Source organism: Streptomyces europaeiscabiei, from assembly GCF_001550375.1.
Lineage (GTDB): Bacteria > Actinomycetota > Actinomycetes > Streptomycetales > Streptomycetaceae > Streptomyces > Streptomyces europaeiscabiei.
The window spans coordinates 1-24,214 of the sequence record NZ_LRTR01000816.1 but is presented as its reverse complement, the minus strand read 5'-3'; the positions used below and the strand labels follow the sequence as shown (position 1 = coordinate 24,214).

The 24,214-nt window shown below is 68.5% G+C and carries 23 protein-coding genes and 1 pseudogene; 10 read left to right on the top strand and 14 right to left on the bottom strand.

The genetic code is table 11. The annotated features are described in order from the left end of the window. Nucleotides 1–62: 62 nt before the first annotated feature. Nucleotides 63–689 (bottom strand): class I SAM-dependent methyltransferase, encoded by a 627-nt coding sequence (locus AWZ10_RS40520; protein WP_060893575.1) that lies wholly within the window; start codon nucleotides 687–689, stop codon nucleotides 63–65. A 704-nt stretch (nucleotides 690–1,393) separates the two neighbouring features. Here AWZ10_RS40520 and AWZ10_RS40515 point away from each other — a divergent pair. The 7 genes from AWZ10_RS40515 (at nucleotide 1,394) to AWZ10_RS40485 (ending at nucleotide 7,883) form a co-directional block, all read left to right on the top strand. Further along, nucleotides 1,394–1,609: a DUF6243 family protein gene (locus tag AWZ10_RS40515; RefSeq protein ID WP_199845802.1), complete on the top strand. Its 216-nt coding sequence runs from the start codon at nucleotides 1,394–1,396 to the stop codon at nucleotides 1,607–1,609. Nucleotides 1,610–1,740: 131 nt separating this feature from the next. Further along, entirely contained in the window at nucleotides 1,741–1,875 is a 135-nt protein-coding gene (locus tag AWZ10_RS49210) for a hypothetical protein (RefSeq protein ID WP_319053818.1), read from the top strand. 1,106 nt (nucleotides 1,876–2,981) lie between these two features. Next, nucleotides 2,982–3,518 (top strand): dihydrofolate reductase family protein, encoded by a 537-nt coding sequence (locus tag AWZ10_RS40505; RefSeq protein WP_060893573.1) that lies wholly within the window; start codon nucleotides 2,982–2,984, stop codon nucleotides 3,516–3,518. Between the two features lie 302 nt (nucleotides 3,519–3,820). Further along, nucleotides 3,821–4,222 carry a hypothetical protein gene (locus AWZ10_RS40500; RefSeq protein WP_060893572.1) on the top strand — a complete coding sequence of 134 codons (402 nt, stop codon included), beginning with the start codon at nucleotides 3,821–3,823 and terminating at the stop codon, nucleotides 4,220–4,222. A 416-nt stretch (nucleotides 4,223–4,638) separates the two neighbouring features. Then, nucleotides 4,639–5,823: a beta propeller repeat protein gene (locus AWZ10_RS40495; RefSeq protein ID WP_079076654.1), complete on the top strand. Its 1,185-nt coding sequence runs from the start codon at nucleotides 4,639–4,641 to the stop codon at nucleotides 5,821–5,823. A 315-nt stretch (nucleotides 5,824–6,138) separates the two neighbouring features. Then, nucleotides 6,139–6,339, top strand: a complete 201-nt coding sequence (locus AWZ10_RS40490) for a hypothetical protein (RefSeq protein ID WP_060893571.1) — start codon at nucleotides 6,139–6,141, stop codon at nucleotides 6,337–6,339. A gap of 107 nt (nucleotides 6,340–6,446) precedes the next feature. After that, nucleotides 6,447–7,883 (top strand): FG-GAP repeat protein, encoded by a 1,437-nt coding sequence (locus AWZ10_RS40485; protein WP_060893570.1) that lies wholly within the window; start codon nucleotides 6,447–6,449, stop codon nucleotides 7,881–7,883. 462 nt (nucleotides 7,884–8,345) lie between these two features. Here the strand turns inward: AWZ10_RS40485 and AWZ10_RS40480 are convergent, their stop codons facing one another. The 5 genes from AWZ10_RS40480 to AWZ10_RS40465 all read right to left on the bottom strand — a co-directional run bounded on the left by AWZ10_RS40480 (nucleotide 8,346) and on the right by AWZ10_RS40465 (nucleotide 13,239). Beyond that, entirely contained in the window at nucleotides 8,346–9,026 is a 681-nt protein-coding gene (locus AWZ10_RS40480) for a haloacid dehalogenase type II (protein ID WP_060893569.1), read from the bottom strand. A gap of 53 nt (nucleotides 9,027–9,079) precedes the next feature. Beyond that, nucleotides 9,080–10,159: a phosphotransferase gene (locus AWZ10_RS40475; RefSeq protein ID WP_234360626.1), complete on the bottom strand. Its 1,080-nt coding sequence runs from the start codon at nucleotides 10,157–10,159 to the stop codon at nucleotides 9,080–9,082. 23 nt (nucleotides 10,160–10,182) lie between these two features. Further along, the gene (locus AWZ10_RS40470) at nucleotides 10,183–11,532 is read right to left on the bottom strand and encodes an aspartate aminotransferase family protein (RefSeq protein ID WP_060893567.1); all 1,350 of its coding nucleotides are present in this window, start codon (nucleotides 11,530–11,532) and stop codon (nucleotides 10,183–10,185) included. Between the two features lie 61 nt (nucleotides 11,533–11,593). Continuing rightward, nucleotides 11,594–11,770: an NAD(P)-binding protein gene (locus AWZ10_RS56065; RefSeq protein WP_159058538.1), complete on the bottom strand. Its 177-nt coding sequence runs from the start codon at nucleotides 11,768–11,770 to the stop codon at nucleotides 11,594–11,596. Nucleotides 11,771–12,072: 302 nt separating this feature from the next. Beyond that, nucleotides 12,073–13,239, bottom strand: a complete 1,167-nt coding sequence (locus AWZ10_RS40465; RefSeq protein WP_060893566.1) for an ROK family transcriptional regulator — start codon at nucleotides 13,237–13,239, stop codon at nucleotides 12,073–12,075. 614 nt (nucleotides 13,240–13,853) lie between these two features. Here AWZ10_RS40465 and AWZ10_RS40460 point away from each other — a divergent pair. Beyond that, nucleotides 13,854–14,663, top strand: a complete 810-nt coding sequence (locus AWZ10_RS40460) for a methyltransferase domain-containing protein (protein WP_060893565.1) — start codon at nucleotides 13,854–13,856, stop codon at nucleotides 14,661–14,663. 224 nt (nucleotides 14,664–14,887) lie between these two features. Here the strand turns inward: AWZ10_RS40460 and AWZ10_RS40455 are convergent, their stop codons facing one another. The 7 genes and pseudogenes from AWZ10_RS40455 to AWZ10_RS56060 all read right to left on the bottom strand — a co-directional run bounded on the left by AWZ10_RS40455 (nucleotide 14,888) and on the right by AWZ10_RS56060 (nucleotide 21,428). Next, a complete protein-coding gene (locus AWZ10_RS40455; RefSeq protein WP_079104640.1) occupies nucleotides 14,888–16,531 on the bottom strand; it encodes an AMP-binding protein in 1,644 nt (547 codons plus the stop codon). A gap of 129 nt (nucleotides 16,532–16,660) precedes the next feature. Then, nucleotides 16,661–17,049 (bottom strand): annotated as a pseudogene (locus AWZ10_RS40450) (SDR family NAD(P)-dependent oxidoreductase); the annotation flags it as partial. A 387-nt stretch (nucleotides 17,050–17,436) separates the two neighbouring features. After that, entirely contained in the window at nucleotides 17,437–18,366 is a 930-nt protein-coding gene (locus AWZ10_RS40445) for an NAD-dependent epimerase/dehydratase family protein (protein WP_060893563.1), read from the bottom strand. Between the two features lie 5 nt (nucleotides 18,367–18,371). Beyond that, entirely contained in the window at nucleotides 18,372–18,902 is a 531-nt protein-coding gene (locus AWZ10_RS40440) for a beta/alpha barrel domain-containing protein (protein ID WP_244172714.1), read from the bottom strand. 789 nt (nucleotides 18,903–19,691) lie between these two features. Beyond that, the gene (locus AWZ10_RS40435) at nucleotides 19,692–19,937 is read right to left on the bottom strand and encodes an NAD(P)H-dependent oxidoreductase (protein WP_060893562.1); all 246 of its coding nucleotides are present in this window, start codon (nucleotides 19,935–19,937) and stop codon (nucleotides 19,692–19,694) included. A gap of 131 nt (nucleotides 19,938–20,068) precedes the next feature. Beyond that, nucleotides 20,069–21,049, bottom strand: coding sequence for an aldo/keto reductase (locus AWZ10_RS40430; protein ID WP_060893561.1), 981 nt, complete (start codon nucleotides 21,047–21,049; stop codon nucleotides 20,069–20,071). After that, nucleotides 20,952–21,428, bottom strand: coding sequence for a transposase (locus tag AWZ10_RS56060; protein WP_107417596.1), 477 nt, complete (start codon nucleotides 21,426–21,428; stop codon nucleotides 20,952–20,954). Before AWZ10_RS56060 ends, AWZ10_RS40430 begins: the two co-directional genes overlap by 98 nt. Nucleotides 21,429–21,724: 296 nt before the next feature. Here AWZ10_RS56060 and AWZ10_RS40425 point away from each other — a divergent pair, with 296 nt between their 5' ends. Both AWZ10_RS40425 and AWZ10_RS40420 read left to right on the top strand, forming a co-directional pair. Then, on the top strand, nucleotides 21,725–22,210 hold the full coding sequence (locus tag AWZ10_RS40425; RefSeq protein ID WP_060893576.1) for a TetR/AcrR family transcriptional regulator: 486 nt from the start codon (nucleotides 21,725–21,727) through the stop codon (nucleotides 22,208–22,210). 1 nt (nucleotide 22,211) lies between these two features. After that, complete coding sequence (locus AWZ10_RS40420) at nucleotides 22,212–22,577, top strand: hypothetical protein (RefSeq protein ID WP_060893560.1); 366 nt, start codon at nucleotides 22,212–22,214, stop codon at nucleotides 22,575–22,577. Between the two features lie 809 nt (nucleotides 22,578–23,386). Here the strand turns inward: AWZ10_RS40420 and AWZ10_RS40415 are convergent. Beyond that, a partial coding sequence (locus AWZ10_RS40415; RefSeq protein ID WP_060893559.1) for an SLC13 family permease occupies nucleotides 23,387–24,214 on the bottom strand: 828 nt, incomplete at its 5' end.

Here is a 24,214-nt window from a genome sequence, read left to right as displayed (position 1 = left end):
CGCCGTAGGCCGGGCGCCGTCGACCGGGCGCCGCGACCGGTACCCGGGACGGGCCCGCGGGTTCAACGGCCGCCGGGCATGACGGCCGAGGTCACCACCACGCGGCGGTTGCCGAGGACGTGGATGTGGGAGACGGCGTCGGTGAAGCCGCTCGCGGTGGCCCAGGCGTCTGCCTCCTCGGCGCTGCCCGGGAGCGGGACGTCCGCCGCGAGGAGCGCGGAGAAGCGTTCGGACGGCCGGAAGCACGTGGCCAGCGGGAGCGTGAACCCCACCCGGCCGCCCGGGCGCAGCGCACGCCGCCAGTCGGCCACCGCCCGGCCGCCCAGGAAGTGCAGCGAGGAGGCGCAGAGGACGACGTCGAGGGAGTGGTCGGCGACCGGCAGCGGCACGGCGTCCGCGAGGCGCCAGTCGATCGCAGCGCTCCGCACCGTGGACGCGGCACGCGCCCGGCCTGCCTCGATCATGCCGGGCGACACGTCGACGGCGAGGACGGGCGACGCGTCGGCGGGGCGGCTCCGCGCGAGTTGCAGGGCCACGGCGCCCGCTCCGCAGGCCACGTCGGCGACGGCGTCCATCGGACCAGGACCGACCATGGCCAGCAGGGCCCGCGCGACCTCCTCGTGGTGCTCGTGGTCGTAGCTGGGGGCGAGATCGTCGAAGACCCCTGCCAGGGTTGCGTTCTGCGTCACCGGGCGATCCTAAGCACCCGCGTCCCCTCCCTTCGACACCTGGCTCGTCCTCTGCCACCAGGACGCCGAGGACATCGGGCCGTCGCCACGTTCGGGTGGCGCCTGGCCGTTGCGTGTTCAGACCATGCCGTTCGGTCCCCGAGCGGAGTGCCCGAACGCTACCGTCCAGGCATGCCAGGAAGACCCGTTCCCCGCCCTCCGTAGCGCCCGCGTAAGCCTCAACCGAACCACAACAGCGGCGACGACAACGCTTTGCGGTGGCGCGACGACGGCCGCCGACCCGCCCACACCGGGCGGGGCTCGCGTGGACAAGGGGCGCGGGCTCCGACGCCGGCGCTTCTCCGACGAGGCGCTTTTCATGCAGCAGGTGAACAGGTCTCCCGGCATCCTGCCGATCTGGGACACCGACGACGCCCACGGCACCACGCCCCGCTGGCCCGCGCCCTCGCCGGGCTCGCCGTGCAGGGGATCTACCACCGGGACATCAATCCCGCCAAGCTCTTCCGGTACGACGGGGCGCCGGTCCTGGCCGGCTTCGGTTGGTGTGCGGGGCCGACGGAACCGGGTAACCTCTTTGTCATGTTCTTCCAGCCGCCGATTTACGAGTGAGAGCGTGACGGGCCCCTGCTGACGTACTTCAACGTCGCCGCCCGTCCCCCACCGATGAACCCGTAGATCACTTCACATCACTACCGGGAGAGCCCGTGACCGTGAGCAAGAACATCAACAACCCCGTGGGCATGGGCGGCGGCCAGCGCAAGAAGCTGTCCCGCGCCGAACGGCAGAACAACGGTCCGCACCGCAACCTCGACCGCCAGAGTGCAGCCGACCAGAAGGCGGAGTTGGTGCGCAAGATGCGCGAGAAGACAGGCGCAGCTGAGGGCGCCGGGCAGGCGGGCGACGACACCGCACAGAGCTGACGCACCGCCGCCGCAGGGCGGCACCGCACGGGGCAGGGCTCGTACCGCGACGCACGGTACGAGCCCTGCCCCGTACCGACGTCGCCCCCCACTCCGGCTACCGCCTCATCTGGGACTACCCCAACGCCAATGTGGACGGCTTCGACGCGTTCATGGCCGGCCGCGCCCTCGTCGAACGCTTCCGACAGCAGCTGACCCTCTACGTCAACGAGGTCACCGGAGCGCCGTCCCCGGGCCGGCTGGGACTGCACCGCGGACGCCGGTGACATCTGCTCGGCTCTCTCGGCGCGCCTCGTCATGCGGTGCAGAGAGGGGCGATGTTCAGCATCAGCTCGCGCAGGACATGGTGAACCAGCAGATGGGTCGGATCGGCCGACTGGCACCGTCGGGGGTCTTGCTGCTGAGCACGACCCGTACGCGCCACGCTCATGGGTCCCGATCTGCCCTCGTGACCCGGCCCTCTGTGCTTCTGGGACGTGACCTTCTGCACGGTACCGCTCGGACTACGCCGGAACGTGCTGTCGGGAGCGCCTGCAGCAGGCCCTCCATGCCGACGACGATATCTCTCTTGCGACCCGGCAGCTTCTTGCCCGCGTCGTAGCCGGAAGTGGATCTCGGGACGGTGGCGGCGACCTTGACGGACCGCGAGTCGATCACCGCGGCCACGGGGTGCGGCAATGCCCCCATGGCACGACGGACCAGGCGCCTGAGCTGGTCACGGATGAGGTTGAAGATGCCGGCCGCTCGCCACCGGCTGAAGAACCGGAAGACTGTCTGGAAGGGCGGGAAGTCCGCGGGCAGGGCCCGCCTTATGTGGAATCGAGCGGGCTGGTAGTGCGGCCGATTGCAGAGGAAGCAGCCGTCCCGGAGCGGGAGCGCGCTGAGGACGCGGTGGCGCACGCACGGGGCCATCGCGGCCTCGTCCGGGCTGGGGAAGCCCCGTGCGGCGCTGCTGTCGGCGGGCGGGGGGGGCAGGACTCCACCATGGTCGTGAAGCGGTGCAGGTAGTCATGCACGCGGGGCGGGTGGTAGCCCAGTCGCTCCAGCGATGTCCGCTCGCCGCGAGTGCTGTGGCACGCAGCACGAACTCCTTCGAGCGGGCGCGTTCCCGCTCCGCCGCACCCCAGTCGAACTCCGCCAGGTCGAACCCGACGGCACCGCGCCCCATGACGTTCTGGTCCTGCAGGGTCAGCAGCGCCGCGAAGCGGAAGCCCCAGTCCTCGGAGGCGAGCTCGGACACGGCCGGCATCAGCACGTCGATGAACACCGCGGTGGCGCCATTGGAGGTCCAGGTCGTGGCTACCGCCGGAGAACATGTTGCTCACCGACCTATGATGCGATCCCGGCCCTCACCTGCTTGGAGAAGAGACGCATGACGGATGCGAGCACCGGCAAAGTGGTCGTGAACAGGGTGATGTCCCTCGATGGGTTCATCGCCGGTCCCGGCCACACGATGGACTGGATCTTCGAGCACATGACGTCGGCGACGTTCCCGGAGGTCATGGCGGCCACGGGCGCCATGCTCATCGGCCGGGGCACGTACGAGGTCGGCAAGCGCATGTCCGACGAGAACACCGACTACGACGGCGGGGCGCAGTTCGTCCTCACCCACCGCCCGCCCGACGAGCCGGACCCCAACGTCACCTTCCTCACCTGCGACATCGAGGAAGCCGTGGCCACGGCACGCCGCGCCGCCGGCGACAAGAACCTGGAGATCCTCGGCGCCGACGTGGCCGCCCAGTGCCTGCAGCGCGGCCTCGTCGACGAGATCCTGGTGTACGTGCTGCCGGTGCTGCTCGGCGACGGCGTCCGCTTCGCGCCGCCGGGCCTCGACCGGATCGAGCTGGAACCATTCAGCAACGTTCAGTCGGGCGGGGTCACCATGCTGCGCTTCCACGTGCGCAAGTAGGCACGGTCGCACCTACTAGCCTGCTGTCATGGCCCCCATCCCGTGGGGCAAGTTCCCCACTCTCGCTGAACATCAACTGGACCGACGGTGGCTGCAGTTCATGGCGAACATCGGTCGGGCTTCCAACACGATCGACGCGATCATGCCCCTCACGGCCGCCGAGGAGAGCCGCGTACTCACACGCTGGCCCAGCACTCCGGTCAACCGGCTCCAGTCGTACAACTTCCAGGACGGTACGTGCGGCACTCCAGAATGGACGTGCGCATCGACCCGAACGTCGGCACACGTTGCGGGAGGCTGCGATGAGCTGGTCGGTGTTCGTCTTCCGGGACCACTGGGCGCACGCCCACGACCGGCAGCAGAACGCGTTCATGGCCTTCGGCGCGTTGTACGCCGCGGCCGACCCCCTCTACCGGGAGACCGAGTGGCTGCGGCGCTGGCAGTCCTCGTGGCCGGCGATCGCCGATACCCAGGCGAACGGACTGAGCGACCTGTGCCCCGAGCAGCATGTGACCGACGACGAACGCATCGCGAAATTCGGGGAGTTCCTTCGCGACTACCGGTCCTGGGTGACGTCCGTCGCGGAGAACATCCGCGTGATCACGGGGTACGAGCCGGAGGATCTCGTCGCTTTCGCGGAGACGGTGGAGGCGGTGATCACCGGGGACGAGAGCAATCCCCTGGTCCGGCGAAGTACGCGCTGAAGGACCTGGCCCGGTTCGGTCGGCCGCTCGACTCCCCGTGTTCCCGGCGTCGCGATCGCTGACCAGCCGCTGCAGCTCCGGTCCGTGTTCGGGGTAGGTCAGGGCGTGGGGCCAGCCGGGCGACCAGACAGTCGGCGGGGTTGCCAGTGCCGTGCCCAGCGGCCCTGGACGACCCGGACGTCACCGTGTCCGAGCTTGAGCGGTCTCCGCCGAAGGGGAAGCTCGACCGGGTGACCGCTACGCGGGCATGAGAAGAGGGCCTCATGGGCTGGTGCTGCTCGTGGTGCTCCTCCCTCTGGCGGTACGGCGGTTCGGGCGCCTGAGCAAATTGGTCCGGCGAGGAGTGGAACCCGGACCCGGTCTGTGGTGTACCAGGACTAGCAAGTGGCTGCCAGCCACCGCAGATAGGGGGATCCATGAGTGTTCACAGGCTGAGGGCTCTGCTTGGGACTGTCGCCGCGGTCCTGCTCCTGACCGCGTGCGTCGTCGACCCGGCGGGCGGGTCCGCGGGCAACTCCGTACGGCCCGGCCAAACCGCCGTCACATCACCGCGCATACCATCGGCTTCCACCCTCCCGGGATGGTCCCACAGCCTCGGCTTCGCCGCGGACGGCTCCGGCTTCGCCCTCCTCGCCGAGTGCACCGACGAGCGCTGCCGTCAGCATGTCGCCGTACTGGACACGGACGCTGGGAAGTGGCGCCTGGCCAAGTCCCCGTTGCCTGATGTCAAGGGCGACTTGGGCATCACCGCGGGGCTCCATGTCCTGGGGGCGGGCCGCGCCGTCATCATCGACCAGCACGAGGACTGGTCCCGACCCGGCCCCACCTGGTTCACCCGCGACGGCGGCCGCACCTGGGCGGTCGGCACCCAGAAGCCGCGGGGCACCACGGCGACGGTCCCCCCGGGTGGTCTCCTCGTCGACGAGTGTGTGGAGCTGGACGCGTCCGACCCCGCCAACACCTGCGCGCGCAACCGACTCCTCGTCGTGATGCCGGACACCGGCGAACACGTTGTGCTGGAGCGGCAGCCGCCTCTGAAGGGCCTCCTGGCCCCGAGCGGCGACGTGGCGCGTAACGCGCTCTTCGTGTCCGGCGAGGACCCCGAATCCGGTCTGCCGACGCAGGCGAGGAGCGAGGACCGCGGCCGCACCTGGCAGCTGACCGATATGCCGGGCGCCGCGAAGGAGGGGTGGGGTTTCCAAGTCGTCGCCGGAAGGGACGGCCTGTACGCGCAGCAGACGGGCCGGCTCCCCGACCACGAAGAGGTGAAGAACGGCCTCCGCGCGCTCCACACCAGCACCGACGGCGGCCACACCTGGACACGCCTGTGGACCTATCGCAGGGGCGTCGAGCCGCTCTCCTCACTCGGAGACGTCGTGGCGGCCGACGACGGCAGCCTCACGGTGTACGGCGAGAACGGGGTATGGCGCAGCACCGACCGCGCCAGGACGTTCCAGCGGGCACGCGGCTCGCACGGGGCGGCGGGGTCCGTCACCAGCACCCCGATCGGCTGGCTGTGGGCCGACAGCTACGGCAACGGGCACTACCGGATATCCACCGACGGAATCCACTGGCAGGAGTTCACTGTGGGCTCCGACTGAGCATCGTCACCACCGGCTCGAGGGGCGGTCGCCCCGGGGGCGGGCAGCCGCGTACTTCTGCGGCGTGCAGTCCTCGGCGGGGAGCCCGGACAGTCCGCCCTCGTGCGGCTTCGCGATGTCATCGAGGGCGGCGCACACAACTTCACGACGTACTTGCCCAGGCGATCTGCGCTTCAAGGCTGGGTCCCCGGCTGCCGGACGCAGCGAGGGGTCACCCTTAGCATTTCGATCTTGAGCGGTGGTGGTCAAATGGACGTTTCCGGTCGGGTGACCTGGCCTTGGCCGAGCATGCGGGCGGAGCCTCCTAGACAGCTCGTGGGCGTCGAATCCATCTGTCGCGAGAGGCTCGACAACTCGGGCCTGCGGGGCATCGAGGCCCTTGTGGGCGCCACCGACGACGAGATCGATTCCCTCGGCTTCGCTGGCTGCCTCAACCTCCTGCACAAGTACGTCACCCTGGATCTTGCGCGACGCATCACTCCGGCGGACATCGGGGGCGAACTCGAGCTGAAGTAAGTCGTGTCCACCGGGCGGCCACCTTCACACAACCCTTCATGCACCTCATGAGTCACATCCCCATAGACCTTCGCCCTCATTTCCTCCTTCGACTATGGGAGTTCACCGTGCGCGCACGCACCCTGGCCGCCACCGCCGTCGTGGCGGCACTCACCGCAGCCGGCCTGACCCTGCCGCTCGCCGGGAGCGCCGCGGCTGCAACGACTCCTCGGTTCGACTTCAACGGCGACGGATACGCGGACATCGCGGTCGGCATGCCCAACGCCACGGTGGACGGCAAGGCCAAGGCCGGCTACGTCAGCGTGATCTATGGCGGCCCGCAGAGCCCGAGCCAGTCCACCGGCGTCATCAGCCAGGCTGAGGCCGGCGTACCCGGCACGCCCGAGGCCGGCGACCGCTTCGGCTCCTCCGTGGCACCCGTCGACGTGAACGGCGACGGCGTCTTCGAGCTCGTCGTCGGCGCAAGCGGCGAGTCGCTCACCTCCGATCAGCTCAAGGACGAGGGCACCATCACCGTCCTGGACGGCTCGGAGTGGAACGTCAAGGGCACCACCCTGGCCAGGGGCTCGTCCGAGTACAGCAGCATCGGCCGCACCATCACCACGGGTGACTACGACGGCGACGGCGACACCGACCTCGCGTTCGGCGAGAACGGCGAGGAGCACGGCGCGCTCCGGTTCCGCCCGGGCCCGCTCACCGCCGACCCCGTGACCACCACCACGCTGCGCCGCTACAGCATGGGCGGCGCCACCCGCGCCCTGGCCACCGGCGACTTCGACGGCGACGGCCGGGACGACCTCGCCGCCACCTGGCAGGGCATCGAGGACTCCAGCACCTTCATCACGCGCTGGGACGACCAGGCCAAGCCGGCCCAGTGGTATGCCGACTCCGACCGGGGCAGCGCGCTCGCCGCCGCCGACTTCGACCAGGACGGCACCGACGACCTCGCGGCCGGCCTCATACAGCCCAACCCCGAATCGGAGAGCACGCATTGCGAGGACCGACTCGGTGGTGCGGTGCTCGTGCTCAAGGGCTCGAAGAGCGCGAACTTCGGCGCCGAGTACGAATGCATCACCCAGTCGAATCCGGAGGTCGGTGGTGCCGCCGAGGAGGGCGACGACTTCGGCGCCGCGCTGGCCGCCGGCGACCTGAACGGCGACAGCCGTCCGGAACTGGTGGTCGGCGTGCCCGGTGAGGACGTGGGCACCGTGAAGGACGCGGGCGGATACGTCACCATGAACGGCACGGAGCACGGCCTCTACGGCGGTCTGGCCCGCAGCCAGAGCACCCTGAACATGCCCGGCACGGCCGAGGCCGGCGACCGCTTCGGCGCCCAGGTGGCCGTCGGCGACTACAACCGCGACGGCCTGTGGGACACAGCGGTGAGCGCGCCCGGGGAGAACGCCGGTGAACCCAGGTCGGGTGGCGTCTGGTTCGCGCCGAGCAGTACCGAGGAGACGTACCCGCTGGGCAAGTCGCTGACCCCGTTCGGCTTCGCACTGCCCCACGGGGCCATCAAGTACGGCGAAGTGCTGGGGCTCTAGGGGCGCTTTCAGCAAGTCGGGTACTTGCGGGCGAGTGTCATGCAGTGGGTGAGTTGAAGGAAGGCGTCGTGCATGTCGTCACGTACTTCCCACCGGATTCACAGGCGGCGAGGGGGCAGTGCAGCCATCGGGTACTCGATGGCTGCACTGCCCCCTCGCCGAACTCGTCGTCGACGCCCTGGACATGGCCGGCGCTGCTGGGCCGCCTGGAGCCAGGCTGCGTGATCCGCAGCGACCACAAATTCGTAGGCACACCTCCACCCACCTCGGCACCAGAAGCGGCTAGTTGGCGTACAGGCACAGCATGGGCCGAACCGGAAACTGTCTCGGCACGCTGCCCTGGAGAGCTTTGGGGCCGTCCTGCAGCAAGAGATCGGCACCGGACTCTTGTCCCGCACGGCGAACAAGAACCGTGGAAGAAACCCGGGGTGTATGCCGTGCGGGTCCGGTGTTGTCTTCGGGTCAGATGCCGAGCATGGTGTTGAGGTCGTCCAGGGACTTCACCGTCACGTAGTCATAACCGTGAGTGACCGGGTCGCAGCCGCGGTCCAGCAGGACCAGATTACGGAAGCCCATGTCGTGCATCGACATGTGGTCGTAACGGGTGTGCGAGGCGACGTGCACGAAGTCCTCGGGGGACGCGTCGAGCTGGTCGAGCATGTACTCGAACGCCGCGTACCGGGGCTTGTAGAAGCCGGCCTGCTCCGCGGTGAAGACCGCATGGAAGTCCGCCCCGAGCTTCGGCACACTCTCCGCGAGGAAGGAGTCGTCGGCGTTGGAAAGGATCACCAGCTTGTAGTGCTCGCCCATCTTCTTCAGCGGCTCCACCACGTCCGGGTGGGGCCCCCAACTACGGACGCCGTCGGCGAACCGCTTGCCCGCGTCCGGCGCCGCCTTCACACCCCACTTGCGGCAGACCCGCTCGAAGGAGTCCTGCAGCACCTGCTCGTAGGGGTAGTACGCGCCGCGGACCTGGTCGTAGCGGTAGCCACGGAACTCCCGCACGAACTGGTCCCAGTGCTCGGCGGGGATCTGGTCGCCGACGAGCTCATGCGTGATGGGGGTCATCGGCCACTCGATCAACGTGCCGTAGCAGTCGAACGAGACGTATTTCGGCCGGAACTGAAACGAGGGAATGGTCATGAGGATGCTCCTGTCTTCTTCTGGGGCAGACTGCACAGGTTCGGGAGTGAATTTCAGGAATGCCCGTGATGGGTTTCCCTGAGGTGCGCGACAACGTCGTCCAGGCTCACGGTCAAGGAACACTCGATATTGGTCCAGTCGTCCTTGGCGTGACCGAGGAGGTACTCGCGGCGTTCGGGTGCGCGCTCCGCGCGCCAGTTCGTGATCAGCGCACGCAGTGTGAGTCGCGCCAACGCGGCAACGGGCAGCAGCGGGAGTTCCGAGGCCTGGATGGGCCTCTCCCGTTGGTAGCCTGCAGCGAAGGCGCAGGCGTCCCGCCAGGGATGATCCGGCGTCCTGCCGAGCAGGTTCGCCATGGGAACGGCAGGATCGAAGATCACCGCACTGCGCATCGTGTCGCCGAAGTCGATGACACCGGTGACGAAGTGATCGCTCCTCGGATCCACCACGATGTTGTAAGGACTGAAGTCACCGTGGATCACTTGCGTTTCGAGATCACTCAGCCTCGGGACGACGTTTTCGCCGAAGAGCCGGAAGACCGATTGGGCCAACCGCTGGTGCTCAGGGCTCGGCGTGTGCTCGACCAGTTCGGTCAGCCGGTGGAAATGCCGGATGTCCCATGCCAGACCTCGTCGGTCCGCCGGGTGCGTGAACGGTCCGAGCGCCACGTCGATCAGCCCCAGCATCTCGCCCGCCTCGGCGAGCCGCTTCGCGTCCGGGTTCGCATCGGCCAGGAGCTGGCCTTCGACGAAGTCGAACACCCGAACGACCCGAGTCCTGCCGTCGTTCAGCCTGATCGTGACATGATCGTCTCCGTCGGCGGTCAGCCTCACCCGTTGGACGGGCAAGTGCGGAGCGGTGGTTTCGAGGTAGCGCATCGCGGCGGTCTGGAGGGCGACAACCGTCTCCGCCTCGTCAGGTGGTGAGACCTTCACGAGGTAGGTGCTCGAGTCGGTGTTGAGCCTGAACGTGTCGTCCTTCTCGGTCGCCAGTCGCCCCAGACGCCCGGTGAGGCGGTAGCGCTCCTCAAGGAAATTACTCACCGGCATCACGTCGATGGGCTCGTGGGACGACGTCAGGCCGCTCTCCTCGAGGAGTCGCTGAGCATGGTTCGCAGCTGGAGAGGTATTCACGATCAGTCCCTTCGGCCGGCCTGTTACAGACGGTTTTTCGCGACCTCGGCGAAGGTCTCCAGGAAGCGCGTCACATCGGCGGAGTCGAAAGCCAGCGGAGGGCGGATCTTCAGCGTGTTCGCCGACGTGCCCGTGCCGCTGATCAGGATGCGGCGATCACGCATGTCGTTGATGACGTCTTCGGCAAGTGCTCGGTCGGGCTCGAGGGTCTCCCGGTCCTTGACGATCTCCACACCGACGTAGAGACCGGCGCCGCGGACTTCGGCGACGTAGGGGGAATCCTTGGTGATCTCCCGCAGCCCTGCGCGCAGAGCGTTGCCGTTGTCCAGGACGCGCTGCTGCACGTTCTCCTTCTCGAAGACGTCCAGGACCGCGGCGCCGGCGGCCACGGGGACGGAGCTGCCCCCGAAGGTGTTGAAGTAACGGACGTTGCGTCCGAACTCCTCGCAGACCTCCGGACGGAAGACCACACCCGAGATCGGCAGGCCGTTGCCCATCGGCTTGCCCATGGTGACGATGTCCGGCAGCACACCGTGGCGGCTGAAGCCCCACATCGAGTCCCCGAGCCGGGCAAATCCCGACTGGACCTCGTCCGCGATGTAGACACCACCGGCCGCGTGCACCTCCTCCACCACGGCCTGCATGTAGCCGGGGGGGTCGGTGAAGATGCCATCGCTGCTGTGGGCACAGTCGGTGATCAGGGCCGCGAGCCGGTAGCCGTGGCGCTCGAGGTCGTCGATCGCGCCGCGCACCTGCTGCCGCATGTGCGCGTCGAGCGTGGATCCGGGCGCGACGAGGCGCGGGTCCGGAGCGTCGATGAACCGGACGTTCGGACCCAGCGGCGAGCCCGCTCCAAGAGTCGGTGAGAAGCTCGCCACCTCCCGGGTGAGGCCGTGGTAAGCCCAGCGGGTGACGATGATGCCCTCGCCGCCCGTGTGGAACCGCGCCACCCGCACCGCCAGGTCGTTCGCCTCCGAACCGCTGCACGCGATGCTCAGCCTGGACAGCTCCTCGGGGAACGTCGAAAGAAGCCGCTCCGCGTAGTCGACCAGTGCTTCCTGAACGTAGCGCGTGTTGGTGTTGACCACCGCCATCTGCCGGGAGACGGCCTCGGCCACGTGGGGGTGAGCGTGACCGACACAGGGGACGTTGTTGTACGCGTCGAGGTAGTCGTTGCCGTCACGGTCGATCAGGTGGGCGCCGTGACCGGAGACGAACTCGACCGGCTCCTTGTAGATCAGTGTGTAACCAGGACCCAGCACGTTGTTCCGGCGCTGGATGGTCTTCCGGAGGTGTTCGGGGAGCTCGCCCAGTACCCCGGGGTCGAACCGGTTGGGGTAGTGGGCGAGTGCCCGACTCAGCGTTGAAGTCATCGGCAGGCACACCTTCAGTCTCGTTCCAGGGTTGCTCACTGCGATGGCCAGAAACCTACCATCATTCATTCCAGTTCCAACCTGAAACTAGAAACTTTTCTGTGTGGCCATGCCGCCGTCGAGGTCCGGCGCGCCGAATCTGCCCCCTGCGCTTCTCGAAGACCTGCGCCATCGCGTTCTTGCGTGCCAGGTACAGTGCCGCCGAAAGGCTCGTCAGGCCCGTCCCGATGATCGCCACGTCGACGTGTCCACGCGCCAGCCCCCGCACCGCTGCCTATCTCGACGTCCCGGCTGACGATGCACTGCCCCAGCAGCACACCCCGCCCTTGTAAGACAGCTGCCCCGACACGTAGCGGATCGTGCAGATGCTGGTCGTCGTGGCCAGTACACCGGAGTTCGGTGCGCAGCGATGTGGGGCGAGATCGGCACAGTCAGGAGGCGAGAGGTGCCAGCCGGCTGTTGCTTTCGTGAGGCTCCCTCTGATGGCGGGCCCCGATTCCTCACCGGAGACCCCAAGCGTCTCGCCTGCTGGCGGTCGGCTCAGAAGGCCGGTGCGGACTGCTCCGTGAGCCGGTTCTGTTGCCGTGCTCCGAGCACGGCGTCGCGCAGCCGTTCCTGAGCGATCGTCAGGCATGCGTAGACCGCTCCTTGCGCCGTCGACAGACCGATCCGATGCGGACCCGTCCTGATCTCTGGCACCGCCGGAAGGCTCTGCTCGAGCCGCCCCCGCACTTGGGGCAGGACGACGTCGACGAGCGGGCGCAGCCGGCCCACGAAATAGACAGACTCCGGGTCGAGCGTCACGGCGACGACGCTGACAGCGGTCACGATCGCGGTGGTGAACGCCTGCAGCACTTCGGTGTGCGGCGCCTCGGTGTGCCGTTGCAGCCAGAGATCCTCGATGCGCTCCAGGTCGAGCCCCCGCCTGCGAGCGAACCGGAGCAGACCTCGGGTGCTCAGCAGCTCGTCAAGGCTCTCGTCGCCGACTCCCGAGGAGAGCACACCGATGTCGCCGAAGGTGGGTGTACTCCCCCGGGCGAGCTCGCGATCCGTGCAGCCGGCGAAGTTCAGTATGGTACTGACGCTGAAGAGCGCGGCGTTCTTGATGGCTGCGTCGTCGGTGAGGATTCCGAGCAGGGACGCGTTGGCATCGCTGTCGAGGAGCACTGGGGCCTCGATGAGGTTTTCGACGGCTTGCTGGAGGCCTGAGCCCTCGAAGATTGTCATCGACTCCGCCGGTCCAAAGATCTCCGTGCCGCCCTGGACCCGGCCGGGCACTGCGACGACGATCTGACGCAGAGGACCCTGCGCAGATCGGGCGGCCTGCGCGATGAGGTCGACCAGCCATCGCGCGGCGCCCTCGACCTCCTGATGATCGACGGTGGGGACCGTCACGTGCTGGATCTCACGACCCCTCAGGTCGGTCACCAGCACACCCGCGGTCTGGGCACCGAAGCTGACACCGGCGACATGCCCGGTCGTGCCGGGCAGGTCCAGATAGGTGGACCTGCGGCCGCGGCCGGTGACCTCGTCGACCCCGCCGTCGATGACGAAGCCGTCGGCCCGCAGCTCCTCCACCGCTCTGGACACCGTGGCCTTGCTCAGGCCCGTCAGCTCGATGAGCTTGTTCCGCGTCAAGGGCGCGTGGGAGAGGACCACGTCGAGGACTGATGCCTTGTTGTAGTCGCGTGAGGTCGGGTTGGTCACGTGATGACCATAGCGAGCCCGGTACGACGTTCGGGCAGTGACCGGTTCGGGCGGTGCGACCAAGGGTTTCCACGCGGTGAGAAGTGGATGTTTCGACGGATCCGCCGCTCTCGCCCGGGCGCGCTCGAAGGGGTCCGTATCGACGTCTTCCGCCTTGCCGGACGGCTCTCGACTCATCTGCCATGAACTCCGTAAGTCCCGAAGCACTCCAGGAGCGCATCGCCGCGCTACGGCGAAGAGGGCAGGAAGCCCGGGCGTCGGCGAAGAGCTGCAGCAGCCGGACGGGTTCCTCCACGCCGGCCATGGCCATTCCCTCATGCTGTGGGCGGGGTCCTCACCCAAGATCCGTCGGCCTGTGTCGTCCACCGCAGCGGTGCACGGGCGTGTGACGCCCGAACTCCGTCCACCGGGTCGGACGTATAAGTACCGAATCGTTGTACCTCAAGGCCGCCGCCCTACTGCAGACCTTGGCGAAGCTGCCGTGTGGAGCACTCGAACGAGGTCCGGTTTCTTCTGACGTACCGTCAATTCCCTTACTGATAAGCTGATTCGACTTATCGACAGCGCCACCCGCACTGAATCATCAGGCATCCCCTGACGGGAGACAGCAGCACGTGGACACCACCGGACCACGCACCGCCGAAAGCATTGCCGCACGCTTCAACGACGTCGACTCGTCAGGCGTCCCCGAGGACTTCATCGCCTATCTGCGGAAGATGGAGGAGAGCGAGAGCGGCCGCACCGTGCGGGAGGTCACCTACCGCGCCCTGGAGGCCGCCGAGGGCAAGGGGGCGGACGTCGGGTGCGGCGCCGGCCGCGCCGTCGCGGATCTCGTACGGCTCGGAAAGGACGCCGTGGGGGTCGACAGCAGCCAGGCCATGGTCGACGCGGCCCTGGCCAGGTTCCCGCACTGTCACGTCGTCAGGGGCAGCGCCTTCGAGCTGCCGTTCGAGGACGGTGAACTGTCGTGGTACCGGTCCGAGCGGACCTTCCTCCACTTCGGCGCTCCCGCCGAGGCACTGTCCGAGGCCCGCAGAGTGCTGAGGCCGGGCGGGACGATCGTTCTCGCGGACCCCGATCTCGGGTCGATGGCGTTGAGTTCGCGGTTCTTGGAGACGACCGACGCGGTCAAGAACGCGTTCTGCTCAGCCGTCCCGAATCCCCACGCCGGCACCCACAGCGCCTACCACCTCGCCGACGCGGGATTCACCGACATCGCGGTCGTTCCTGTCCTGGCGGCCCTGAACGACCACGCGTCCGCGTTCGACGTGGTACTGGAGCCAGCCCTGACGGCGGCTCTCACCCAAGGTACCGTCAGCGAGGCGGCGGCGGCGCAGTGGAGGGACGACCTGAGCGATCTCTCCCGCCGGAACGCCTTCACCGCGACGGCGACCTTCTTCATCACCACGGCCCGCCGCGGATAGCGCCGCAGGGTCTGCTACACGCCCTGGACAGACGCCGGTAGGAGGACACGGCGCCAGGTACGGGGAGCACACGGCTCGGGCAGGGCGGCGCAGGGCATCAACGACACCGCAGGACCGGGCTTCCTTCCCCATCCGGGGGTGATGGACACGGACCCACGCAGGGTCGGAACAGGGCCTGGTATTCGGGTCGCCCGGGGATGACTCTCCCGGGCGACCCGAACCTCTCAGTCGGCTGAGCGGAGCTGAAGCCGTTCCCGGAGCAGGTTCTTCTGCACCTTGCCGGTCTGGTTGCGCGACAGTTCGGGCAGGAGTTCCAGGCGGGACGGCAGGCACCATTCGCTCATGCCGAGCCCGCCGAGCCAGTCGCGCAGGCCTTCGAGGGTGGGCGTCCGCTCCCCCGGGACGACGACCGCGCAGGCGAGCTCGCCGCCTTGGCTGCCCGGGTAGCCGACCAGGGCGACATCACGTACGTCGGGGTGGTCCAGCAGTGCCGACTCGACGTCACTGACCGGGATCATGATGTCGCCGATCCGGTCTTCGGCACGGCCGTGCAGCCGGATGCCGCCGTGGCCGTCCGGTGCCGCGAGGTCACCGGTGTCGTACCAGCCGTCGTTGTGCTCGGCGAGCACGGTCAATCGACCGTCGTCCCGCCCCCAGGTGGCCAGGCACAGCGAAGGGCTGCGGGCGAAGAGACGCCCGGGTCGGTCGTCGCTGATCGGGTGGTCGGCCCGCAGGTCGATCTCGTGGCCCGGGGCGCAGCGCCCGACGGTGCGGCCGGCCAGGTCCGCGTGTTCTCCGGAGCGGGTGAAGATGTTGGCGCCCTCAGTCATCCCCCAGCCCACGTCCAGCGGGATTCCGAAGGTCTCGGTCACCCGCCTGAACAGCGGCTGCGGGACCGTGGTGCCTCCTGCGCGGATGACCCGCACGGTGGGCAGTCGCAGCGATGTGCGTTCCATCGCGTCGATCAGGGTGGAGAGGAAGAACGGGACGATGACTATCCAGCTGACGTGGGCCTGGGCCAGGAAGGGGATGACGGCCTCCGGCTCCCAGAGGTCCGTCATGACCGCGCAGGCCCCGCGGTGCAGCGGCATGAGGAGCCCCATGGTGAGGCCGACGATGTGCGTCGCCGCGTTCGGTGAGTAGACGCGGCTGTCGGGGCCGATGCCGTCGGCGGCCGCGACGGGGGCGTACCAGGCGTACGAGGTGTTGAGGGTGTGCAGCACAGCCTTCGGCTCGCCGGAGGTGCCGGAGGTGAACAGCACCAAGGAGACCCGGTTCGGGTCCACGACGGACGGATCCGGCAGGGTGCCGTGCTCCGTGTGCTCGAAGTACTCGCGGAAGTCGAGTTCCCCGTCGTCCCCGTCGGCGGTTCGCTCGCCGAGCACCACACGGTGGCGTAGTGCGGGCAGCCGGGGTGCCATCTCGGCCAGTGCCGCGGCGTGCCCGAAGTTGTCCCACCGATCGATGGTCACGCAGACGACGGCATCCAGCCGGCGGAGCATCCGCTCCAGCTCACGGGGGCGGAACGCGCACATGATCGGCGCGGCGACGGCCCCGAGCCGGGCGCAGGCCAGTACCAGCGGTCCGACTTGCCAGCGGTTCGGCAACTGCATCGCGACGACCTGACCGCTGCGCACCCCCAGCGCGTGCAACGCGCCGGCGAAGCGGTCCACATACTCGGCGTACTGCTCGTAGCTCAGCCGCACGACGCCCCGGCCGGCCTCCGACGCGAGGAGGGCGGGGGCGTCGGGGGTCTCGGCACGCCACCGCGCCAGGTCGTCCAGGATGCTGTCGGCGCGCCAGAGGTCCTCCTTGCGGTACTGCTCCACGGTGGTGGCGGATGGGCGTAATGCGGTGATTGGGTTCATAATGTTTCGCTTTCAATAGGAAGACTGTGTAAGTTTGTTCTGTCCTATTCCGTCGGGGCAGCCTTCAGTGCCCCGGTCCGGCGCCTCCGTCGGGGGTCTGCCGCAGCAGCTCTTGGTGCTGCTCTTCGGCGCACCGGTCATGTCCGTCTCGATCAGGCCGGGCGCCACCACATTGCAGGTGATGTCCCGAGGGTCGAGCTCCTGGGTCGGTGACCACCTTGCGAAGCCAACAGCCCCGCTTTCGCCGCCGCGTGGTTGCTCTGCTCCGGGGCGCCGTGCAATGCCGATGTGGAGGAGATCAGCACGACTCGGCCGTGGCCCGTGCGGAGCATTCCGCGCACCGCGCGCCGGGCGACGCGGAAGGCTCCGGTGAGGTTGGTGTCGAGGACGGGGGTGAAGTCCGCCTCGGTCATCCGCACCAGCAGCCGGTCCTCGATGGTGCCCGCGTTGGCGACCAGGACGGTGACCGGCCCGTGGGCCGACTCGGCCTCCTCGAAGGCCTGGCCCACCTGCCGCGTGACACTGCTTCCGCCAGCAGCCCCCGCAGCAGCGGATCGCCGCTGCACCGCAGGCCGATGCCGGGCAGTCGCGCCTCGACGAGCGCTCTCACCAGCACCGGCTGCTCAGACACCTCCTCCGCGTCCACTAGGAAACCGGGCCGATGGAGACCGCTCCCACCGCCCGTCGGAGACATCCGCACCCCCGGACCGACCACCTGCGGCACGTCCGCCTCGATCAGCGCGATCAGCTGCACGATCCGTAACGCGGGCGGGCCGACCGACGTGAACGCGTTCAACGGCGTGTACCAGCCGCCCAGCTCAGCCCGGTACGACAGAAGTGCAGCCCGAGTCCGCACAGGACGACGGCATCGCGGGTGTCACCCGAACGGCCCGGTTCGGGTCCGGTCATTCCTGGCCCAGCCCGTCGCGCCAGCTCGGCCGCAGCGCCTTCCAGCCAAGTTCCGTACGCGCCCGAGCGTTCGACGCCCCGGCCGCCGCGGTGAGCTGGTGGGTCATGAACCAGCCGAGCAGCCGGAGCGCCATCTCCACAGGGATCGTGCGCGGCGGCGGGGCGTCCAGCGCCCGGGCGTAGTGGGGCAACCACTGGGCGGCCTGGGCCGGTTCGTCGTCCGTGATGTGGAAGGCACCAGTGGCCTCCGACTCCACGGCCGCCACCGCCGCCCCCACGGCGTCCTCCACATGCAGGAACGAGGTGACCCCGGCCCCGCCCTCGGGCAGCGGGAACTTCCCCGCCAGTACTAATTGCGCGCTCCCGCCGCCTGTACGGGCGTACGAGGTGCCGGGGCCGTACAGCGTCCCGTACCGCAGCACCGCGCCGCTCAACTCCGGGAAAGCGCCGAGTACTTGGGCCTCCAACTCGACAACCGCTCGTACGGTGGCCGCCCAGCCGGGGTCAGGGGCGTCCACGTACAGCGGTGCGTCCTCGTCGACGAGCGTGTCTCCGGTCGGCGCGGAGGCGAAGGCGATGGACTGCGCGACCAGCCGCCGGGCACCGGCCGCGCGAGCCGCCGCGACCAGGTTGGCGGTGCCCTCGGTGCGCAGTCGCGCGGTCTGGGCGAAGGCCCCAGCGGGGTCGTCCCCCAGCAGCCGCAGCGCCGACAACTGATGGACGACCACCTCAGGGCGTAGGTTCGCCACGGCGGCCAGCAGCGCTTCCCGGTCGAGTGCGTCGGCGACCACGATCGCGTCCGCTTCCGGAGCCCGGGCCCGGGACTCCTCCCGTACCAGCGCGCTCACTTGGTGGCCCCGCGCCCGCAGCGCGCCCACCAAGGGATGGCCGACCACTCCGGTGGCTCCTGCGACAAGTATCCGCATGGCGTTCAGTCCTTCGTACCGTCGTGAACAAGGGATGTGCGTACGCGCGTCAGCAGGCGACATGCCTCGTCGCCGTCGCGCAGGCAGGTCTCGGCGTGGTTCTGCGTGAGGGCGACCCCGAGGCCTTCGGACCAGCCCGCGTGGATGTCGGTGCACGGGCACCGGTAGCCGTCCAGTGAGCCTGCCATCCGCACCGTGGTGCTGGCGAAGCTCCGGAGGAGCGTGAGGACGATCAGACCGTCGTCGTCGGTCGCGTCCTCGACCTCGGTGGAGGCGTGGCGCAGTTCCGCTGGGAACATCCGGTCGCCGCAGTCGTCGTACCGGCGGCGCGGTCCCTCCATGTCCTTGTGGGTGTCGCCCGGCGCGAAGGAGCGGGCGTGTCCCTTGTGGACGATGATGCCGTCGGCCACGTCGGCCACGAGTGCCCGCAGCAGGCCGTCCCCTGTGTCGGCGACGACGATCGGACCGTCCGAGACGCACTGGTCGAGCGGGATGCGCAGATGCCGGTCGTCACCCGTGAGCAAAGTTCTTCGCAAGCGTAATTGCTTGCCGGTTTTGAGCATGGGGATTGAGCCTTCCCAGCCCGTAGGCCGCATTCCAGAAAGCCGAACCGCGACATTACGTTGCGATTCTCCGTGTCCGAAAATCGATGGTCTTAGAACATTCAAGTTAAGTGATCACGAGCATTCACGCGTGACCGCCGGTTGGCAAGATGCGGCCATGGAGAAATATTTATACAACTCTCCGCATGGCTATCTACCGGCATGAACATTGACAGGGGGTTGACAGGCGCGAGGGGTTGACGGGACCTGGCCGTACCGTTCGTACGAACTATGCGGTCTATGCGCGTTGGGGCGATCTGCCCCTCCCCCGGCCGCATCGGATGCTTTATTGCCCGCTAATCCGGGGGGAACTTTCTTGGCGAAATTAAATGACGATGATTGCCGACTCCGGCGCATTTAGGGTTCGTTCGGTATGTCGAGTGCGAGGCCCGTCCCGGTGGGGAATCACCGAGGATGATTTGCCGGTACTGCAGCGCTTTGAGCCGCCTGCGGAGCAGGGTTTCCAGTTCGCTGTGGGTACGGGCGGCCAGGGTGGCCAGGCTCTGCTCGACGTGCGTCGGCCCGGCCCTCAACCGGGTCGGATCGGGTCGGGTCGGGTCGGGTCGGGCCGGGCGCATACCCGGCCAACAGGACCACCATCAGCCCGTCCCGCTCGGCAACGAGTGCCTTCATCGTCTTCGAGCCGGCCCCGGCTCCCGGAGACGCCCGCGGTCGGGGTGATCCCGCGCCGGCCCAAGGCGCGGCCCTCGGGCGGACGACCGGTCACACCCGCTTCGTCCTCGAAGCAGGGGAACGCACCGGTCGCCGCCCGAAGGGTTTTGTCTCCCGCACATCATGGTCGGCCAGCAGCGCCTGCTCTGCGGCGACGTCGATCTGAAAGTCGGGGTAGGTGGCGTAGAGGTCGTGCACGGTGACATGGGGCAGATCGCGGACGGCGTCCACGAGCGTGGCGTCGGCCTTAGACCGGGACAGGTCGGGGTGGCCCACGACAAGGAGAACCTTGGGCATGGTGAGAAGCCTTATCGGTGTTCAGGGAAGAGGTGACGGACGCGGGTGGGTCGGTGTGACGGGTCAGGGAGCTTCGCCGGGCGTCAGTCCTTCGCGAAGTCCAAGAGCGCTGGTTGAGCCGGGAACAGCGGTCAGCGGTCGATGCTGGCCATGTTGGCCTCGTTGTGGCGTTCGCCGGCGGCGGGTGTGAGGTTGTTGAGGCGGTCGAGCTGAGCAGCGCTGAGTTCCACACCGTCGGCGGCGGTGTTCTCTTCGACACGCGAGACCCGGCGGGTTCCGGGGATGGGGGCGATGTCGTCGCCGCGGGTCAGCAGCCACGCCAGCGCGGTCTGTGCCGGGGTGGCGCCGATCTCGGCGCCGATGGCCTGCACTTCGTCGACGATGCGCAGATTGCGCTGGAAGTTCTCGCCGGTGAAGCGCGGGTTCGTCTTGCGCCAGTCGTCGACGGTGAAGTCGTCGACGGTGCGGATCTGGCCGGTGAGCAGGCCGTGTCCGAGGGGCGAGTAGGGCACGAATCCGATGCCGAGCTCGCGCAGCAGCGGGAGGATCTCGGCCTCGACGTCGCGGGCCCACAGGGAGTATTCGGTCTGCAGCGCGGCCACGGGATGCACGGCGTGTGCCCGGCGGATCGTCTCGGGGCCGGCTTCGGAGAGTCCGATGTGGCGGACCTTTCCTTCGGTGACCAGCTCGGCCAGCGCGCCAACCGTTTCCTCGATGGGTGTGTTCGGGTCGACGCGGTGCTGGTAGTAGAGGTCGATGTGGTCGGTGCCGAGCCGCTTCAGTGAGCCTTCGACCGCGGTCTTCACGTTGCCTACGCTGCTGTCGATGACGCCGGGGCCGTCGCCGGCGTGGGAGACGAGGCCGAACTTCGTCGCGATGACGACATCGTCGCGCCGGCCCTTGACGGCCTTGCCGACCAGTTCCTCGCTGTGGAAGGGGCCGTAGATCTCGGCGGTGTCGATGTGGGTGACCCCGAGGTCCAGCGCCCGGTGGATGGTGCGGATCGACTCGGCGTCATCGAACCCTCCGCCCGTGGTGTAGGTGCCGGCCATGGTCACGGCTCCCAGGCCGATGCGCGAGACATCGAGCCCGCGCAGGAATACGTGCTCCATCAAGTACTCCTTGTCGTAACGTCCGTCGGGCCCGGTCAGCGGTCGCGATCAGCGCGGAGCGACACCAGTCTGCGGACCGTGCGATGGCTGGCCGCGACCAACGACGACATCGAGCGGTCCACATCGGCCGACGACTCCGAGCCTGCCGCCTCGACCCAGACACCCGAATGATCGGGTTGAACGGCTCGGCCGCTGCCGGCCGAGCGGTTTCGTTCGGGTCGACGGCCATGAGGTACGACCAGCCGCGCTCCTCCAGCGCGAGCCGGAAGGTGGCGCTGGGGCCGTAGCTGGAATCGAAGGATCTCTGGCACGGTCGGCAGCCTGGCCGTCGGCCGGTCCAGCAGACCCAGCGCCAGCCAGGTCCGACGCGGTCGAGCACTCGGGAGCCTCACGTCACCTGTCGCCCGCCGCTCACCCTAGATGAGCGAGTCCGATGTGTGTGCTGGTCGCGGCCACGGCGAATACCGCCCGTCGGCCTGACCTGCCGCCAGGTGGGCACAAGGCCGCCGCCGCAATCTTCAGGCCCCTGCTCGAAAGACGTTCGTGCCCGCCTGACCCGGAACAGCACCGCATCATTGCCAGGGGCGCCCCCAGAGAAGAGTCGGCTTCCCTGCACCCCCGTAAAAGAACGCCCGTTCTTGACTGAGCGTTCTTTAATCGCATACGGTCATGGGCATGGGACGACCACGCGCCTTCGACACCGATGAGGCCGTCAGTACCGCGGCCGTCCTCTTCGCCGCCCACGGCTACGAGGGCACCTCGGTGGACGACCTGGTCACAGCCACCGGCATCCATCGAGGCAGTCTCTACAAAGTCTTCGGCTCCAAGCGGGGCCTGCATCTGACCGCCCTCCGCAACCACCTCGACCACGAGATCCACCCGACCGCCGCCGTCATCGCCACTCTCACCGACCCCACGCAGGCACTGACGGCAGCCATCGCCTCGTACGACAACGGCCCGGCCGCCGGACTTCTCCTCCTCGCCGCCGCCGAACGCGCCCCCCACGACCCGGAGGTTGCCGCGCTGGTCGCGGAAGCCATCACCGCGCTGGAGGACGCGTTGCGCCCCTCCCACGGTGACACCGCCCCTCAACTCGCCTCCACCGTCCTCGGTACCCGCCTGCGCCTGCGCGCCCAGCCCACCGCCCTCAAGGAGCACTGACATGGCCCTGCTCTCCATCGACCGTGAACGCGGTCTGCTGACGGCCGAATTCCAGGGCCTCGACAAGCTCTGGACTCTCAAGAGCCGCCTGGAAATCCCCCTCACCCACGTGCGTGGTGCCACCCACGACCCCGGCATCACCCGCGAACCGAAGGGCATCCGCGTCGGTGGCACCTACTTCCCCGGTGTGATCACCGCCGGCCGCTTCCGCCGCAACGGTGAACGACTCTTCTGGGACGTGAAGAACCCGGACAAGGCGGTCGTCATCGAACTCGCCGACGCCGAAAGGTACGACCGCCTCGTCATCGAGGTCGACGATCCCCGCGCCATCGTGGCCCTCATCGAACGGTCCATCGCCCGCGGCTGAACGTGACGTCCGGCTCGGACGCACTTCTGGCGGCCCTGTACGTATTCACCGAGCGCCTGAACGCGGCCGGGCCACTGATCTCCTGCGCAGAAGCCCGGTCGGAGCCTTCCGGCGGGGCGTCGTCGTCTCACCCGCTCTCACACCGCCCCTGTAACGGGGGTCATGGCTGTGTGGGCCTGACCAGGTGGAAGACCTTCCGGGCAGCGCGGCGTTTGAGGCATCGGACGCTTTCGCGTCGGGTCTTGCGCCAGCCAGTAGCAGAGTTGCGCGGCGAGGCTGCTGAGGGGGCGCCCCGAAGTGGGGAGCCCGAGATGCCGTGCGATGTCCCGGGTGTGCATGGCCTGGTTGGAGTTCGCGGCCGAGAGCCGGCAGACCCAACCCCAGCGGCCGGAGGGGGCCCGGCCCGGGTCCAGTGCGCTGGGCAGAGCTGGAGGGTGCACGATGATCTCAATGGCGGTGATCGGTGTGCTGTCGCATGGACGCCCCTCGCGGTTCCAGATGGTGTTTCTACAACCGGCTGCGAATGTGGGCCGTCGACGGCACCTGGGAGCGGGTCTGCAGGCCGCAGAGGCGCCGGGACGGCCCCCCACGGCAGGTGGGGGCGGATGCGACAGCCCCGATGCGGAAGCGGCGGTCGCTCGACCTCCGGGTGAGGGCCTTCCCGCAGTGCGTCGAAAGAGTCGCATCGGTACACGCTGCCCGTCGCCGACTGCGTCTGCATCCCCCTGGTCCCGCACACAGAATCAGGACGGAGGGCGCCGTGTGTGGTCCAGCTCGGCGCCCTCCGCTGTCCGTCGTCGGTCTTTGCGTCATGACCAGGGCAGGACCAGGGCGCCCCAGGCGACGATGGGGCCGAGGGCGACGATTCCGCCGGTGTAGCCGATGACCTGGCGGTAGAAGCGGCGGGTGTCCACCCCACGGGCATTGCTGAGGACGAGTGCTCCGTTGGTCGAGAAGGGAGAAGTGTCGACGATCGTCGTGGAGACGGCGAGAGCGGCGATCAGTCCGACGGCGCTGAGGTGGCTGGAGAGCAGCAGAGGTACGGCGATGGGGATGATCGCTGTGAGAATCGCGGTGGAGGAGGCGAAGGCGGAGGTGATGGCCACGGTGAAGCACAGCAGCAGGGCGACGACGAGCGGGGCGCCCAGGTTGGCGGCATGTTCGGAGATCTCCTCGATGATGCCGGCCTTCTCCAGCATCGCGATGTACGTCATCATGCCCGCGACCAGAAGCAGGGTGGACCAGCTGACGCCGTCCACGGCCTTCTCCTGCCGCTTCATGTCCACCAGGGCCAGCAGGGCGCCGGCAGCCAGCGCAAGGAAGCCGATCTCCAGGTGGAAGCCGAGCGCGCCGACGACGAGGGCCACCAGCGAGGCAAGGGTGAGCCACTGCCGCCAGTCGGGCCTGCCGGAGACGGCGAGGTCCTCGTCGTCGGCTGCGTCCGCGGCGCCCTCCACCAGCGGGGCGGGGCGCTTGGCGAGCAGGGCGTAGGTGAGTATCGAGAGCACCAGGTTGATCACGAAGCTGGCGCTGAACAGCGCCACTGCGGAGACCTCCAGATCGGTCTTGTCGACGAGGCCGAGCACCAGCGCACCGGAGACGGCCAGCGGGGAGAACGCGCCCGCGTGCCCGCCGCT